The organism is Saccharothrix obliqua, from assembly GCF_019375475.1.
Taxonomy (GTDB): Bacteria; Actinomycetota; Actinomycetes; order Mycobacteriales; family Pseudonocardiaceae; genus Actinosynnema; species Actinosynnema obliqua.
This window is the reverse complement of the sequence record NZ_JAHXGQ010000013.1, coordinates 108625-123336: the sequence shown is the minus strand read 5'-3', so window position 1 is coordinate 123336 and position 14712 is coordinate 108625. Positions and strand designations below refer to the sequence as shown.

The window sequence follows — 14712 nt, the reverse complement described above, 5'->3', positions numbered from 1 at the left end:
TGGACCGGTGAGCGACTACGACGTGATCGTGATCGGCGGCGGACCGGTGGGCGAGAACGCCGCCGCCCGGACCGCCGCCGGTGGCCTGCGGACCGCGCTGGTGGAAGCCGAGCGGCTCGGTGGCGAGTGCTCGTACTGGGCCTGCATGCCCAGCAAGGCGCTGCTGCGCCCCGGTCACGCGCTCGCCGCCGCCCGGCGCGTGCCCGGCGTGCCGGTCGGCGACCGGTTGGACGCGGCCGCGGTGCTCAAGCGCCGCGACTCGTTCACCTCCGACTGGGACGACTCCGGCCAGGTCGAGTGGGCCGAGGGCGCGGGCCTGGAGGTGCTGCGCGGCCACGGGAAGCTCGTCGGCGAACGGCAGGTCGAGGTCGGCGGTCGCGTGCTCACCGCGTCCCGCGCGGTCGTCGTGTGCACCGGCAGCGTCCCCAACATCCCGCCGCTGCCGGGGCTCTCCGACGTGCCCTACTGGACTTCACGCGACGCCACGTCGGCGCACGAGGTGCCGTCGTCGCTCGTGGTGCTCGGCGGCGGCGTCGTCGGCGTCGAGCTGGCGCAGGCGTGGGCCCGCCTGGGCTCCGAGGTGACGCTCGTCGTGTCCGGCGAGCGCCCGCTGCCCCGCTTCGAGCCGTTCGCCGGCGACCTCGTGGTGGAGGGCCTGCGCGCGGACGGCGTGACCGTGCGCCTCGGCGTGCGGGCGACCGGGGTCTCCGCCGTGGACGGCGGCGTCGGACTCGCGTTGTCCGACGGCTCCTCGGTCTCCGGCGCGCACCTGCTGGTCGCCACCGGCCGCCGACCGGCCACCACCGACCTCGGCGTGGAGCTGTTCGGCCACACCGCCGGGCACGCGCTGCCGGTGGACGACACCGGGCGCGTCGAGGGCGTCGACTGGCTGTACGCGGCGGGCGACGTCACGGGCCGCGCACCGCTGACCCACCAGGGCAAGTACGCCGCCCGCGCGGTCGGCACGGCCATCGTGACCGGCGCGACCGACCCCGCGCCGTGGACCGCGCCGGTGGCCACCGCCGACCACACCGCCGTGCCGCAGGTGGTGTTCACCGACCCCGAGGTGGCGTCGGTCGGGCGCACCGCGGCGGAGGCGCGCGCGGCCGGGCTCACCATCCGCGTGGTGGACCTGGACATCGCCGTCGCCGGGTCGTCGCTGCACGCCGACGGCTACCGCGGCAAGGCGCGGATGGTGGTGGACGAGACGACGCGGACCCTGGTCGGCGTCACGTTCGTCGGCCCGGACACCGCGGAACTGCTCCACGCCGCGACGATCGCGATCGTCGGCGGGGTGACGGTGGACCGGCTGTGGCACGCCGTGCCCGCCTACCCGACGATCAGCGAGGTGTGGCTGCGGCTGCTGGAGGCGTACGGGTTGTAACCGGCGGCGCTCACGCACCGGATTCGCGCTGGGCCAACGGTTCTACCGCCGCTGCTCCATCAGGGGCCACTTCCGAACTTCCGCGGTTTTGCTCACTACACTGCGGAAGTGACCAGGGGGACTGTCGTCATCGCCACCGCGGCGGTCCTCTGGTGCGCGTTCGTCATCGGCACCTCGGTGCCGCCCGACGGGCCGACGCTCGCGCCGATCGCCGCCTACCTGCCGGGTTTCCTGGTCGCGCCCGTCGTCGCGCACACCCTCCTGCGGGCCCGGTCCACCGCCCTGCTGTGCATCGCGCACGTGCCCAAGGCGTTGCTGTGGGCGGGTTCCGCGGTGGCCGTCGCGGGGTGGCTGTTCTCCTGCGGCGCGCTGGCGGGCCGGCCGGGCACCGAGACCCTGTGCACGGTCGCCGGCCTGGTGATCGTGCTGCACGTGGCGTTCGGGCTGATCGCGTTCGGGCTCGCGCGCACCGGCCGCTGAGCACCGCTCACTGCGCCGCGGGCAGCCGCAACGCCTGCTCGGCCAACGCCACCAGGGCCGGGTCCGCCGGGTTGGCGTCGCCCTCCGCCCACACCGCCTGCGCGATGCGGACCCGGGCGTTCGTCAGCGCGGTCCGGATGGCGGACCGGTCGAACGACGCGGGACCACCCGCCCACTCGCGGCCCTCCTTGACCAGCGCCACCACGCCGCCCGAGCCGGCGGCCGACGCGACCCGGTGCAGCTCGCCCGCGCGGGTCGCGTCCGGCAGGCTCAGCTCGGCCACCGCGATGCCGACCTTCCGGCCGTCGACGGAGGTCTCGTACTGGGCGCGGCGCAGTTGCAGGCACATGTGCCCGGACAGCCACGCCTGCACGTCGCCGAACGCGTGCGCGGCGCAGTCCTCCGTGCGGTCCGCGCCCTTGGGCGCGAAGTTGCGCCCGTCCACGACCACGGTCGTCGGCTCCGGCGCGGCGGTGGTGGACGTCGAGGACGCGGGCGAACCACCGGACACGAGCACGACGACCACCGCCACCACGACGAGCACGGCCACGACCGCGGCTGCCGCGTACGGCAGCCACCCGGGGCGCCGCCGGGCGGGCACGACCTTGGGTAGCAGCATGGTGCTCGCCGACGCGAGATCGGCCGCCGCGTCCGGGAAGCCCTCGTCACGCAGCCGCCGGTGGTCCGGCGGCGTGCCGGTGGGCGCGAGGACGGCGAGCAGCTTGGCGGCGTGCTCGGCGGAGCACGGGCGGTCGCTGGTGGCCAGCTCGCGGGCGGCGGCGAGCAGCGTGGTCGGCTTGGGGTGCAGCACCCGCACGCCGCGGTTGAGGTCGCCGGTGGGCTGCACGACCTGGCTCACGTACGGGCCGACCGCGACGACGGTCGTCACCGGCAGCGGCTCGCCACGCATGTCCTGGATGCGCCGCGCCACCGCCGTGGCCGCCTCCAACGCCTCGGCGGCCGGGTTGGTCGCGCCGTCCGGGCGGCTCAGCGGCCAGCCGTCGATCTTCCACTGCCCGGCGAGCGGCGCCTCCAGGCGCACGGCCGGGTCCGGCAGGTCCACGCCCACCACGACCAGCACGCCCCGCGGCAGGACCACCACCGCGTCCAGCGGGCGCGGGCAGTCCGGCGGGGTGACGCCCAGCATGGCGACACCGCCCAGCACGGCGTCACCGACGCCCCAGGCGCTCAGGGCGGCCCGGACGTCCACGCCGACCCGGGTCGGCTCGGCACCGAGTCGGATCAGCCGCACAAGATCACACCGTTCCTCACGGTCGAACACGGTAGCGCTGCGCGGCCGGGCGCGGGCCGCCTCCCGGCGGTCGCGGCTTTGGGGTCGAAAGTCCTGTATCTGACCCGCCCGGGTGATGAACGTGCTGGTTCTTCTGGCGGACCGCTGCCCCAGCGGGCAGAATGACCAAGTCGGGAATTCACAAGATCGTCCGCTTCGACAGGTCGTAGGGGAAGACGTCCCTCGTCGAGTAGCGGAGGTCAGCAATGAGCACCCGTGGCAGCACCAGTGGCGTGGTCTACGTCCACTCGTCGCCGTCTGCGGTCTGCCCGCACGTCGAGTGGGCGATCTCGGGCACCCTCGGCGAACGGGCGGACCTGAAGTGGGCGGCGCAGCCCGCCGCGCCGGGCCAGTTGCGCGCCGAGTGCGCGTGGTCCGGCGACGCCGGCACCGGCGCCCGACTCGTGGCCGCGCTGCGCGCGTGGCCGATGCTGCGCTTCGAGGTCACCGAGGACCCGAGCCCGGGAGTCGACGGCGTCCGCTACTGCTTCGCGCCCGTGCTCGGCCTGTGGCACGCCCGGACCAGCGCGAACGGCGACATCGTGGTCTCCGAGGACCAGTTGCGGGCCCTGGCCGCCCGCAGCCGCGGCGGCGAGTCGTTCGCGCACGGCGTTGACGAGATCCTCGGCGCGGCGTGGGACGACGCCCTGGAACCGTTCCGGCGCGCGGGCGACGGCGCGCCCGTCACCTGGCTGCACCGCGTCGGCTGAGCCCCCGGCCGCGTCCACACCGGACGCGGCCGGGGGCCGGCCGCCCGCTCACCCCGCCGAGACCGGCTGCCAGGCGGCCATCAGCTCGGCGTACGCGGCCGATCCCGCCATCAGCTCGTCGTGCGAGCCGAGCAGCGGCGCGCCGCCGTCCATGACCAGCACCCGGTCGGCCCGCAGCGCCGACGACAGCCGGTGCGCGATCACCACCAGCACCCCGCCCCGCGCGGCGAACGCCCGCTCCACCACGGCCTCCGCCGCCGGGTCCAGGTTGGACGTCGCCTCGTCCAGCACCACCACGTCCGCCGGGCACGCGTACACCCGCGCCGCGGCCAGCAGCTGCGCCTCGCCCGCGGACAACCCGCCACCGGCGTGACCGACCTCGCCCGCCAACCCGCCGAGCCGGTCCACGACGTCCGCCGCGCCGACCGCGGCCACGGCCGCCAGCAGCTCGTCGTCCGACGCGTCCGGCGCGAACAACGCCAGGTTCTCCCGCACGGTCCCGGTGAACAGGTACGTCTCCTGCGGCACCAGCGCGATCCGCCTGCTCCGCTCCGCCGGCCGCACCAGCCGCACCGGCGCGCCGCCGAGCAGGACGACGCCTGCGCGCGGCTCGACCAGGCCGGTGACCAGGCTCGCGAGCGTCGACTTGCCGATGCCGCTCGGGCCGACCACGGCGAGGTGCGTGCCGGGCGGCAGCGCCAGGTCCAGGTCACGCACCACGGGCTCGGCGTGCTCGCCCCACCCGAAGGTCACGCCGCGCAGCTCCACGCCGCCGCCGTCGGGCACCAGGTCGCCCGCGGGCGGCACGTCCGGCGCGACCTCGGCGAGCCGGCGCAACGCGACCGCCAGCCGCAGCACGACCGTGCTGGTGGTGTCCGCGAGCCGGCGCAACGCCGGCTGCACGCTGGTGCCCAGGTACACGACGGCGGCCAGCACGTCGCCCGCGCTCAGCGCGCCGCGCGCGACCATGCCGGGCGCGAGCACCAGCAGCAGCGCCAGCGGCAGGAAACCGCCGACCCCGATGACCGCGCCGCGCAGCGCGGACGCCCACGCCACCCGCACCGCCGCCCGCGCCTGCCGGTCCACCTGCCGCCGCACGTCCGCCGCGGCGTGGTCCCGCGCGTCGCACGCCACGACGTCGCGCACCCCGAGCAGCACCGCGCCCGCGGCCTCGGCGGCGCCCTCGTCCGCCAGCACCAGCGCGCGCTGGCCGCGCGCCAGCGACGGCAGCAGGGCGCCGAACAATAGCAGCGCCGCCACCACGGGCAGCACCACCAGCCACGCCACGGAGGACACCGTGGTGGCCAGGCCGACCAGCGCGGCGGTCGTGGTCACCAGCAACGCGCGGGCCTGCACGAGCAGCCCGGCGGTCGCGTCGCGCACCACCTCCACGTGCCGGGTGATCCGCGCGACGGCGCTCGCGTCGGGCCGCCGGCGGTGTGCGCGGCCGTCATGCAGGACACCGCGCACCACGGTCGTGACCAGCGCGTCACGCAGTGGTTCGACGACGTCGCCGAGCCGCGTGAACACCTGCCGCAACCCGAAACCGCCGAGCACCGCGACGACCGCGAACGCCACCAGCCACGCCACCCCGGTGCGCACGTCGCCGACCGCGAACCCCCGGTCCACGGCCAACCCGACCAGCCGCCCGGACAGCAACGCCGGCACGCCCTCCAGCACCGACCAGCCCAGCAGCGCCAGCACCGCCCGCCGCCGGCCGGCCAGTGCCCGGAAGTACGGTCCCATCAGCCGAACACCGCCCGGTACTCCGCGTCCTCCCACAACGACCGGTGCGCGTCCACCGCGCGCACCCGACCGCCCGCCAGCCACACCACGAGGTCCGCGCGGCGCGCGGTCGCCGCCCGGTGCGTCACCACGACCCTGGTGCGGCCGGGCAGCGCGGACGCCAGCGCGTGCTCCACGGTGGACTCCGTGACGGTGTCCAAACTGGCCGTCGCGTCGTCCAGCACCAGCACCTGCGGGTCGCGCACGACGGCCCGCGCCAGCCCGAGCCGCTGCGCCTCGCCCCCGGACAGCGGCGCGTCCGCCATGGGCGTGTCGTAGCCGTCGGGCAGGCGCACCACCACGTCGTGCACCTGCGCCGCCCGGCACGCGGCGACCACCCGGTCCCGGTCCGGCGTGACGCCGTAACCCACGCCGTCCGCGACGGTCCCGCCGAGCAACGCGGGCCGCTCGAACGCGTAACCCACGGAGCCGCCCCGGGCGACCTGCCCGGACGCGGGCGCGGTCAGCCCGCCGATCACCGCCGCCAACGCCGACTTCCCGCTGCCCGAACGGCCCACCACGGCCACGCACGCCCCGGCGGGCACCACCAGGTCCACGTCGTGCAGCGCGCCCGGCACGCACACCCCGCGCAGCTCCACCACGCCCGGCGGCGCGTCGGCGGGCGCGGGCGCCGGCGCGGGTTCGGCGTCCAGCACCTCGGCCACCCTCGCCGCGGCGGCCCGCGCGCGTTGCACGGCGGTCAGCACCTGCGCCTGACCCACGACCGCCATGCCGAGGCCCGCGTAGCCCAGCGCGGCCAGCACGTCGCCCACGCTCAACCGACCCGCGACCACGCCGAACCCGGCGGCGGTCAGCACCGCCAGCTCCACGGCGGGCAGCAGCAGCCCCGCCCGCCAGATCATCCGCGCCTGCGTGCGCCACATGCCGACGCCCGCCGCCGCGAGCCGGGGCAGCGGGCGCAACACCCGCGCGGCCTCCTGGTCGGCCCGGCCGGCGGCGGCGATGGTGCGCAACCCGCCGACCGCGTCCAGCAGCCGGGCGGACAGCTCGCCCGACACCTCCTGGTAGGTCGCCACGTCGTCGGCGGTCAGCCGGAGGTGCGACCGCACCAGCAGCAGCGCCAGCGGCACGCTGAGCAGGAACACCGCGGCCAGCCGCCAGTCCAGCAGCGCCAGCGCCGTCACCGCGCCGACCGCCGTGAGCAGCGAGATGCCCAGGTTCACCAGCAGCACGGCGAACCCGCCCGCGATGGCGCTGTCGCCGGTCAGCCTGCTCACCGCGTCACCGGCCTCGAACCGCCCGGGGTGGCCCAGCGCCAGCAGCCGCGTGGTGAGCCGGTGCCGCAGCCACGCCGTGCCGCGTGCCGTGATCGCCGCCGCCAGCACGACGCCGATCGCGTCGCCGATCAGCTCCACGCCCGCCAACGCCACCAGCCGCAGCACGGCGGGCGGGTCCAGCCGCCCGCCGAGCGCCGCGTCCACCGCACCCGCCAGCGCCGCGGGCAGCAGCAGGCCCGCCGCCGTGGCGAGCAGCGCGTTCACCGCGAGCAGCAGCCAGCGCGGGTCGCGCAGCACGACCGATCTCAACAACATCGGGGCTCCAGCGGGTCGGTGGCGCATCATGGGCGAGGGCCCGGCTCCGGCCGTCCCGGGTGTGCGCCCGGGGTGGCCGTCGCCGGACCCTCGCGAGGTCGGTGAGCGGCGCACTTCGCCTGCGCCGCTCACCCCGTGCTCATCCGCCGGTGTGTCAGCAGAGGATGAGGCTCACGGTGGAGTGGCTGCACGGGAGCAGCAGGGAGGCGTTGGACGCGGTCGTGCTGCCGCCGCCACCGCCGCTGCTGCCGCCGCTGGCCATCGCGTTGGACTGGACCTCGGGGGTCTCCAGGTCCTGAAGGTCGAGGATGAACTCCATGTCGGACTCCTTCGATCGGGGGAACCGTTACTGCTACCGGCCCTCGCGGGCCGGGGCTTCGAGGAACGGCAGCACGGGCGTGCCGTCCAGCGCGGTGGCGAGGGCGAGCAGCACGCCCGCGCCACCGGTGTTGAGGTCCATGGACAGCCGGCGGAGCTGGATGCCGGGGAACGCGGTGCCGCCCTGGTAGGGCACGGCGTGCCAGGCCAGCGCCGCCAGGTGCCGGTCGACGGCGGCCCGCGGCCCGCCCGCGTGGGCCAGCACGGCGAGCAGCCCCGCCCGGCCGAGCACCAGCGCGGGTTGGATGACGAACTCGCCGGTGAGCCCGCCGAGCAGCTCCGGCAGCCGGGCCGCGCAGTCGGCGTCCGGCGCGACCCGCGCGAACTCGTGCAGCGCCAACGCGATGCCGGCGCTGCCCACCCCGACGTAGGGCAGGGTGCGGAAGTTGCCGTCGCGGACCTGGGTGGAGCCGTCCAGCGCGGTCATGCACTCGGCGAGGTCGCGTTCCAGCGCGCGTTCCGCGTGCTCCAGCCACACCGGGTCGCCGGTCAGGCCGTGCAGCCGGACGAACAGCAGGGCAGGCCCGGACCAGCCGTGCAGCAGGCCCGCGCGGGCCTTGTCGCCGGGCGGCGGCGCGGTGGCGAGCGCGTCGGTCAGCCGCCGTCCAGCGGTGAGCGCCTGCTCGGCGAGCGCGCCGTCGTCCCGGGAACGCGCGAAGTGCAGCAGGTTCAGGGCGATGCCGGACAACCCGGCGCTCAGGCCGTGGTCGCCGATGCCGGGCAGCAGGTCGGCGTACGCGCGGACCAGCTCGTCGGCCTCGTCGCGGTAGTCGAGTTCGTCGAGCACGTGCGCGATGCCGTGCGCGCCGGTGAAGAAACCCGCTTCCTTGGGCGGGTCGCGGCGCAGCGAGTCCAGCAGCCACCGCTCGTGCTCGGGGTAGCGGCCCTCGCCCGCCACGTGCAGGGCGTGCAGCACGCCCGCCGCGCCGTGCGCGAAGCACGCGCCGCCGACCTCGAACTGCTCGACGTCGCCGGGGAACAGCCGGTCCAGCCGGTGCGGCGTGGCGGAGGCGAGGATGGCGACGGCCACCGACTTGCGCACCACGGCCCAGTCCGGCGCGGGCTCGTCCAGCGGCGTCGACACCGGGGCGGGTGGGTCGACGCGCGGCGTCAGCACCGCCGTGATCCCGTCGCAGTAGTCGGCGGGCAGGTCGAACCGGCGGCGGATGAACTCGACGTGGTGCCGCAGCTTGGCGGGCGCCAGCTCGACCACCGCGTTCAGCGGCAGGAACACGTACAGGCGCAGCGCGGCCAGGGCGAACTCGTCGATCTCGAACCCGGACCGGTCCGGCGGCGCCTGGAAACCGGGTGAGCCCAGCGTCGGCTTGCGGCCCTCCTCGACCCGCGACGCCAGCTCGAAGTCGATCAGCGAGACCGAGTCGTCGTCGTCCACCAGCACGTTGAGGGGGTGCAGGTCGCCGAACACGACGCCGCGCGCGTGCACGGCCGCGACGATGCGCTCGACGGCCGCGACGATCGCCATCGCCCGCCGCGCGTACCCGGTGACGTCGCCGACCTCGTGGTGGGTCAGCGGGTAGTGCTGCCCGAGCCACTGGCCGATGGGCCTGCCCGGCACCGGCGACATCGCCAGGAACTCGTGCTCCCACGCGGTGAAGTGCTCGTGCGCCGCGGGCACGCCGGGCACGCCGCGCAGCAGGGTGAGGATGTCGTGCTCGCGGCGCAGCCGGGTGACCGCGTCCACGTCGTCGCGGTCCAGCCCGGCGTGCGGGCGGGCCTCCTTGAGCACCACGTCGACGCCGTCGGACTTGCGGGTCGCCCGGTACACGCCGCCGCCGTTGGAGAAGTGCAGCGACTGCGTGACGCGGTACGGGAACGCCTCGGCGTCGCCCGCCGCCCGCGCCGCGACGTGCTCGGCCAGGAACGCGGGCGGGGTGATCCACGCCGGCACGGAGAACGTGGGCTTGCGCAGGTCCGGCACCAGTTCGCCGTCCGGGCCCTCGATCGCGAGCACCCGCTTGCCGTCGACCTCCAGCCACTGCTCCACGAACCCGCCGTAGCGGACGAAGAGGGGACCGGCGCCGTAGCGCAGGTCGCTGAGGATGTACGCGCCGGGCTTGCCGCCGATCAGCTCGTCCAGCTCGCGGAGGGTGGTCTCCAGCTGCGCCTCGTCGGCCGGGTAGACGGTGATCAGCTTGCCGCTGGCCTCGCGTGGCGCGTACTTCGAGTTGCGGGCCAGCACGATGGCCTGGGTGCGCAGGTACTTGAACGGTATGCGGCGCGCCACCAGGTGCCGGTGCACGGCGAGCAGCACCTCGCCGGCGTTGCGCACGGTGGCCGAGACGTGGATCTTCCAGCCCTGCCGCGGCAGCTCCGCGTCCTTCGGCTGGAGGTAGCGCCAGATGGTCAGGTCGCTGCTCACCCAGTCTGCGGGCAGCTCGGGCAGCACCCGGGAAAAATCGTCCGGAGCGGTTTCCGCGGCGCTTTGCACGTCGTAGAAGAGGCGATCCGCGAAGCAGTAAGCCTCATAGCGGAGATCCACGTCAATTCGCCTCCTTGCGCTTTTTGGGACCGGCATATTCCCGCATGTCGGTCAGCGGAAGGCCATCCGCCAGATCGGGGAGTTGACTGGGCCGTTCGTGCGTCTCACCAGGGCCATCCGGCCACGGTGGGTTGTATCGGATGCAGTGGGGTTCACCCGTTCGCCAGGTTTGACGTTGCTCCGACTGTTTCTGCGGAATGCCGTAGCTAAACGGAACCGGTCGGGTCACGTGGTGACCTGCGGAGGTCCGCTAAATTCCGCAGAACTGCGGACGTCGGCCATTGGTGGCACCGATGGGCCGATCGGGCGATTGGTCCGGCGAGCTGGTCCCGGTAATGCTCCGAAAGGGGGTGGAAAGGGGATCCCGAATTCGGGTTCGCCGATTTTTCGAACCAGTGGCAGTGGTCTGGACCGCAGTGATCGGGTCCGCCGCTGGTCCGTCCGGGTGGTCAAGCCCGCGTTCGGCGGCATGTGGCAACCTGATCCGCGTGTCGTCCCGGCTGCTGCTGCCCCTGGTGCTGGTGCTCGTCGCGGTGACCGCGGCGACCGGCCTGGTGGCGCGTGACGCGTACCAGCGGCCGGCCGTGGCGGCGGGCGGGCGGATCGCCGTGCCGTCCGGCACGTCCGCCGTGCCGCGGTCCGCGCAGCCCGGCAGCGCCGCCGTGCAGCTGAGCCCGGACGCGGCGCGCCACCCGGACGGCGAACGCGTCCGGGACCTGCTCCAGCGCTACTTCGACGCCATCAACGACCACGAGTACGAGCGGTGGGCGCGGACGGTGACCACCCAACGGGTCACCCGCACGCCGCGCGACCGCTGGCTGGCCGACTACCGGTCCACCCACGACGGCACCATCGCCGTGCACCGCGTGGAAACCGTGTCACCGACCCGGCTGCGGGTGCTCATGACGTTCGTCAGCACCCAGGACCTGGCCAACGCGCCCGCCGAACTCCAGGCCGACTGCATCCGCTGGCGCGTCGTCTACCCGGTGCAGGAGGAGTCCGGTTCGCTCCGCGTCGACTTCGGCACCGAGGGCGCGGGCTCGCAGTTCACCGCCTGCTGACGCACGAAGGGCCGCTCCCCGCGCTGGGGAGCGGCCCTCGGCGCACCGATCGCTCAGGCGTTGGTGAAGACCAGCGAGACGTTGTGCCCGCCGAAGCCGAACGAGTTGTTCACCGCCGCGGTCAGCTCGACCTTGCGCGGTTCGCCGGTGACGACCTCCAGCTGCACCTTCGGGTCGATGTTCTCCAGGTTGAGGGTCGGCGGCACGACGCCGTCGCGCACCGACAGCAGCGTGGTGATCGCCTCGACGGCGCCGGACGCGCCGAGCAGGTGGCCGTGGTGGCCCTTGGGCGCGGTCAGCACCGGGTGGTCGCCGATCGCGCGGCGCACGGCCTGCGGTTCGATCACGTCGCCCACCTGGGTGGACGTGGCGTGGCAGTTCACGTGGCCGACGTCGGCGGGTGAGACGCCCGCGCTGCGCAGCGCCGCCGCGATGGCCCGGGACTGGCCGATGCCCTCCGGGTCGGCCGCCGTGATGTGGTGGCCGTCGGAGCTGGTGCCGATGCCCGCGAGCTTGCCGTAGATCCGCGCGCCGCGGGCGCGGGCGAACTCCTCGCGCTCCAGCACCAGGATCCCGGCGCCCTCGCCGAGCACGAAACCGTCCCGGTCGACGTCGAACGGGCGCGAAGCACGCTCCGGCTCGTCGTTGCGGGTGCTCATGGTCCGGGCCTGGATGAAGCCCGCCATGGTGATCGTGGTGATGCACGCCTCCGCGCCGCCCGCCACGACCACGTCGGCCTCGCCCGCGCGCAGCATCCGCCACGCCCAGGCCAGCGCCTCCGCGCCGGACGCGCACGCCGAGACCGGCGCGTGCACACCGGCCCGCGCCTTCAGGTCCAGGCCGACGTGCGCGGCCGGGCCGTTGGGCATGAGCATGGGTACGGTCAGCGGGGAGACCTTGCGCAGGCCCGCGGTCTCGATCAGGTCGTCCTGGCCCAGCAGCGTCATCGCGCCGCCGATGCCGGTGCCCACCACGACGCCCAGCCGCTCCGGGTCGACGCCGTCGTCACCGAGCCCGGCGTCCGCCCACGCCTGGCGGGCGGCGACCACCGCGACCTGCTCGCAGCGGTCCAGCCGGCGTGCCTCGACGCGGGGCAGCACCTCGGTGGGCTCGACGGCCAGCGGCGCGGAGATCCGCACCGGCAGCTCGTACTTCACCGCCCAGTCGGCGTCCAGCGGCATCACACCGCTGCGGCCGGCGAGCAGGGCGTCCCAGGTGGAGGCGACGTCGCCACCGAGCGGGGTCGTGGCGCCCAGCCCGGTGACGACGACGTCGTTGCCAGTGGTCATGCGTTGCTGGCGATGTAGGTGACCGCATCGCCCACGGTCTTGAGGTTGGCCAGCTCGTCGTCCGGGATCTTCACGCCGAACTTGTCCTCGGCCTGCACGGCGATCTCCACCATGGACAGCGAGTCGATGTCCAGGTCGTCCACAAAGGACTTGTCGGACGTCACGTCGGCCGCCTCGACACCGGCGACCTCCTCGACGATCTCGGCGAGCCCCTTCTGGATGTCCTCGTTGCTCACTGAAAATCCCTTCCTTCTAGCTCCCGCCGGCTGGGCTGTCCCACCGGAGTCTGGTGTCGGGTCACGGCAGTCGGACGACCTGTCCCGCGTAGGACAGCCCGGCCCCGAAGCCGACGAGCAGCGCCACGTCCCCGCTGCGCACCTCGCCCGCCGCGCGCATGTGGTCCAGCGCGAGCGGGATGGACGCCGAGGACGTGTTGCCGGAGTCCACGATGTCACGTGCGATCACGAGGTCTTCACGCGCACCCTTGGCGTGCAACCGCTTCGCGATCGCCTCTACGATCCGCAGGTTCGCCTGGTGCGGCACGAAGACGTCCACATCGGACACCTCGATGCCCGCCAGCTCGACCGCGCGCAACGCGATCGGGGCGATCTGCGTGGTGGCCCAGCGGAAGACCGACTGGCCCTCCTGGTGGACGAACGAGTGCCGGTCGGGGATCTGGATCATGTCCACCAGGTCGCCCGCGCTGCCCCAGGCGACCGCGCCGATCGCGGCGGTGTCGGACGGTCCCACGACCGCCGCGCCCGCGCCGTCGGCGAAGATGATCGCCGTGGACCGGTCGACCGGGTCGACCCAGTCGGTGAGCTTCTCGGCGCCGATCACCAGCACGTGCCGGGCGGTGCCCGCGCGGACCAGGTCGGAGGCCATCGCGAGGGCGTAGCAGAAGCCCGCGCAGGCGGCGTTGAGGTCGAACGCGGGCGCGCCGGTCACGCCGATGCGGTCCGCGACCTGCGCCGCGGCGTTCGGGATCTGCGACGGCATGGTGCACGTCGCGACCAGCACGGCGCCGATGTCGGTCGGTGCCAGCCCGGCGTCGGCGACGGCCTTCGCGCCCGCCTCGACCGCCATGTCGACCAGCTTCTCGTCCGGCTTGGCGAACCGGCGGTTGACGATGCCCACCCGTTCCCGGATCCACTGGTCCGAGGTGTCCATCGTCCGCGCGAGGTCGTGGTTGCTGACGATGGTCTCCGGCTGGTAGCTGCCGATGCCGAGGATGCGCGCGCCGGGTGAGCCGGTGGGGACGGCGAAGGAGGTCATGCGGCGGCCTCCCCGATGAGCGCCACGACCGCGTCGAGCTGGTCGGGGGTCTTGAGAGCCAACGTGGGAGTGCCCTTCAGTTCGCGCTTCGCCAGGCCCGTCAACGTGCCGGCCGGTGGCAGTTCCACCACCGCCGACACGCCGTGGGCGCCCAGCGTCGCCTGGCAGGAGTCCCACCGCACGGGGCGGGTCACCTGGGAGATGAGTCGCTCCAGCACCTCGGTACCGGTGGTCACCCGGTTCCCGTCGGCGTTGGAGAGCAGCGGCAGCACGGGGTCGGCCACCGCGATGTCCGCGGCACGGGCGCGCAACGCCTCCTCGGCGGGCGCCATGTGCTCGGTGTGGAACGCGCCCGCGACCTGGAGCCTGCGGATCTTCGCCCGCTCCGGCGGGTTCGCGACCAGTTCGTCCAGCGCCGCGAGCGGTCCGGCGGCGACGATCTGCCCCGCGCCGTTCCGGTTCGCGCCGACCAGGCCCAGCTCGGACAGGCGGGCCAGCACGACGTCCTCGTCACCGCCGAGCACGGCCGCCATGCCGGTGGGCGCGAGCGCGCAGGCGGCGGCCATCTCGCGACCGCGCACGGCGGCCAGCGCCACCGCGTCGTCCGGGTCGAGCACGCCGGCGACGGCCGCGGCGGCCAGTTCGCCGACCGAGTGGCCGGCCACGACGGTGTCCGCCGGCAGGTCCACGCGGCGGCGCAGCTCCTCGAAGGCGAGCAGCGCCAGCGCGACCACGAGCGGTTGCGTGACTGCGGTGTCCTTGATCTCCTCCGCGTCCGCCTCGGTGCCCAGTCGCAGCAGGTCGAGGCCGGTCGCGTCGGACCACGCGGCGATGCGCTGCCCGGCCCCCTCGACGTCGAGCCAGGGGACGAACATGCCGGGCGTCTGGGAACCCTGTCCGGGGGCGAGAAGCGCGATCACCCGCTCACTGAACACGCTTTCGGCGGGTTGACGGGATGCCGCCACAGACGAAACGCGAACCCAGCCGTTGTAGGGTTCCTACAAAC

General features: G+C 74.6%; 13 protein-coding genes. 4 read left to right on the top strand and 9 right to left on the bottom strand.

Annotation, left to right across the window (positions count from 1 at the left end; genetic code table 11):
- Nucleotides 1–7: 7 nt before the first annotated feature.
- Nucleotides 8–1384 carry a dihydrolipoyl dehydrogenase family protein gene (locus KZQ38_RS31495; RefSeq protein ID WP_308258684.1) on the top strand — a complete coding sequence of 459 codons (1377 nt, stop codon included), beginning with the start codon at nt 8–10 and terminating at the stop codon, nt 1382–1384.
- Nucleotides 1385–1492: 108 nt separating this feature from the next.
- Complete coding sequence (locus KZQ38_RS31490; protein WP_219447356.1) at nt 1493–1864, top strand: hypothetical protein; 372 nt, start codon at nt 1493–1495, stop codon at nt 1862–1864.
- Between the two features lie 7 nt (nt 1865–1871).
- Here KZQ38_RS31490 and KZQ38_RS31485 read toward each other — a convergent pair whose 3' ends face one another.
- Nucleotides 1872–3116 (bottom strand): hypothetical protein, encoded by a 1245-nt coding sequence (locus KZQ38_RS31485; RefSeq protein ID WP_219447355.1) that lies wholly within the window; start codon nt 3114–3116, stop codon nt 1872–1874.
- A 245-nt stretch (nt 3117–3361) separates the two neighbouring features.
- Here KZQ38_RS31485 and KZQ38_RS31480 point away from each other — a divergent pair, with 245 nt between their 5' ends.
- Nucleotides 3362–3865, top strand: a complete 504-nt coding sequence (locus KZQ38_RS31480) for a DUF3145 domain-containing protein (protein WP_219447354.1) — start codon at nt 3362–3364, stop codon at nt 3863–3865.
- Between the two features lie 48 nt (nt 3866–3913).
- Here the strand turns inward: KZQ38_RS31480 and KZQ38_RS31475 are convergent, their stop codons facing one another.
- The 4 genes from KZQ38_RS31475 to lanKC all read right to left on the bottom strand — a co-directional run bounded on the left by KZQ38_RS31475 (nt 3914) and on the right by lanKC (nt 10081).
- Entirely contained in the window at nt 3914–5611 is a 1698-nt protein-coding gene (locus KZQ38_RS31475; RefSeq protein WP_219447353.1) for an ABC transporter ATP-binding protein, read from the bottom strand.
- Nucleotides 5611–7203: an ATP-binding cassette domain-containing protein gene (locus KZQ38_RS31470; protein ID WP_219447352.1), complete on the bottom strand. Its 1593-nt coding sequence runs from the start codon at nt 7201–7203 to the stop codon at nt 5611–5613. Before KZQ38_RS31470 ends, KZQ38_RS31475 begins: the two co-directional genes overlap by 1 nt.
- 154 nt (nt 7204–7357) lie before the next feature.
- The gene (locus KZQ38_RS31465) at nt 7358–7522 is read right to left on the bottom strand and encodes a SapB/AmfS family lanthipeptide (RefSeq protein WP_219447351.1); all 165 of its coding nucleotides are present in this window, start codon (nt 7520–7522) and stop codon (nt 7358–7360) included.
- A 33-nt stretch (nt 7523–7555) separates the two neighbouring features.
- Nucleotides 7556–10081: a class III lanthionine synthetase LanKC gene (gene lanKC / locus KZQ38_RS31460; RefSeq protein WP_219447350.1), complete on the bottom strand. Its 2526-nt coding sequence runs from the start codon at nt 10079–10081 to the stop codon at nt 7556–7558.
- A 488-nt stretch (nt 10082–10569) separates the two neighbouring features.
- Here lanKC and KZQ38_RS31455 point away from each other — a divergent pair, with 488 nt between their 5' ends.
- A complete protein-coding gene (locus KZQ38_RS31455; RefSeq protein WP_219447348.1) occupies nt 10570–11142 on the top strand; it encodes a hypothetical protein in 573 nt (190 codons plus the stop codon).
- Nucleotides 11143–11195: 53 nt separating this feature from the next.
- Here KZQ38_RS31455 and KZQ38_RS31450 read toward each other — a convergent pair whose 3' ends face one another.
- The 4 genes from KZQ38_RS31450 to KZQ38_RS31435 form a co-directional block, all read right to left on the bottom strand.
- Nucleotides 11196–12431 (bottom strand): beta-ketoacyl-[acyl-carrier-protein] synthase family protein, encoded by a 1236-nt coding sequence (locus tag KZQ38_RS31450; protein ID WP_219447345.1) that lies wholly within the window; start codon nt 12429–12431, stop codon nt 11196–11198.
- Nucleotides 12428–12667: an acyl carrier protein gene (locus KZQ38_RS31445; RefSeq protein ID WP_219447344.1), complete on the bottom strand. Its 240-nt coding sequence runs from the start codon at nt 12665–12667 to the stop codon at nt 12428–12430. Before KZQ38_RS31445 ends, KZQ38_RS31450 begins: the two co-directional genes overlap by 4 nt.
- Before the next feature lie 61 nt (nt 12668–12728).
- Complete coding sequence (locus KZQ38_RS31440; RefSeq protein ID WP_219447342.1) at nt 12729–13706, bottom strand: beta-ketoacyl-ACP synthase III; 978 nt, start codon at nt 13704–13706, stop codon at nt 12729–12731.
- Nucleotides 13703–14626 (bottom strand): ACP S-malonyltransferase, encoded by a 924-nt coding sequence (locus KZQ38_RS31435; protein WP_219447340.1) that lies wholly within the window; start codon nt 14624–14626, stop codon nt 13703–13705. The genes KZQ38_RS31440 and KZQ38_RS31435 overlap by 4 nt, the downstream gene beginning before the upstream one ends.
- Between the last annotated feature and the right edge of the window lie 86 nt (nt 14627–14712).

Bases quoted from the DNA above. Each gene is read 5' to 3' on its own strand.
- KZQ38_RS31450 (WP_219447345.1), bottom strand. From the start codon at position 12,431: ATGACCACTGGCAACGACGTCGTCGTCACCGGGCTGGGCGCCACGACC.
- KZQ38_RS31480 (WP_219447354.1), top strand. From the start codon at position 3,362: ATGAGCACCCGTGGCAGCACCAGTGGCGTGGTCTACGTCCACTCGTCG.
- KZQ38_RS31465 (WP_219447351.1), bottom strand. From the start codon at position 7,522: ATGGAGTTCATCCTCGACCTTCAGGACCTGGAGACCCCCGAGGTCCAG.
- KZQ38_RS31440 (WP_219447342.1), bottom strand. From the start codon at position 13,706: ATGACCTCCTTCGCCGTCCCCACCGGCTCACCCGGCGCGCGCATCCTC.
- KZQ38_RS31475 (WP_219447353.1), bottom strand. From the start codon at position 5,611: ATGGGACCGTACTTCCGGGCACTGGCCGGCCGGCGGCGGGCGGTGCTG.
- KZQ38_RS31470 (WP_219447352.1), bottom strand. From the start codon at position 7,203: ATGTTGTTGAGATCGGTCGTGCTGCGCGACCCGCGCTGGCTGCTGCTC.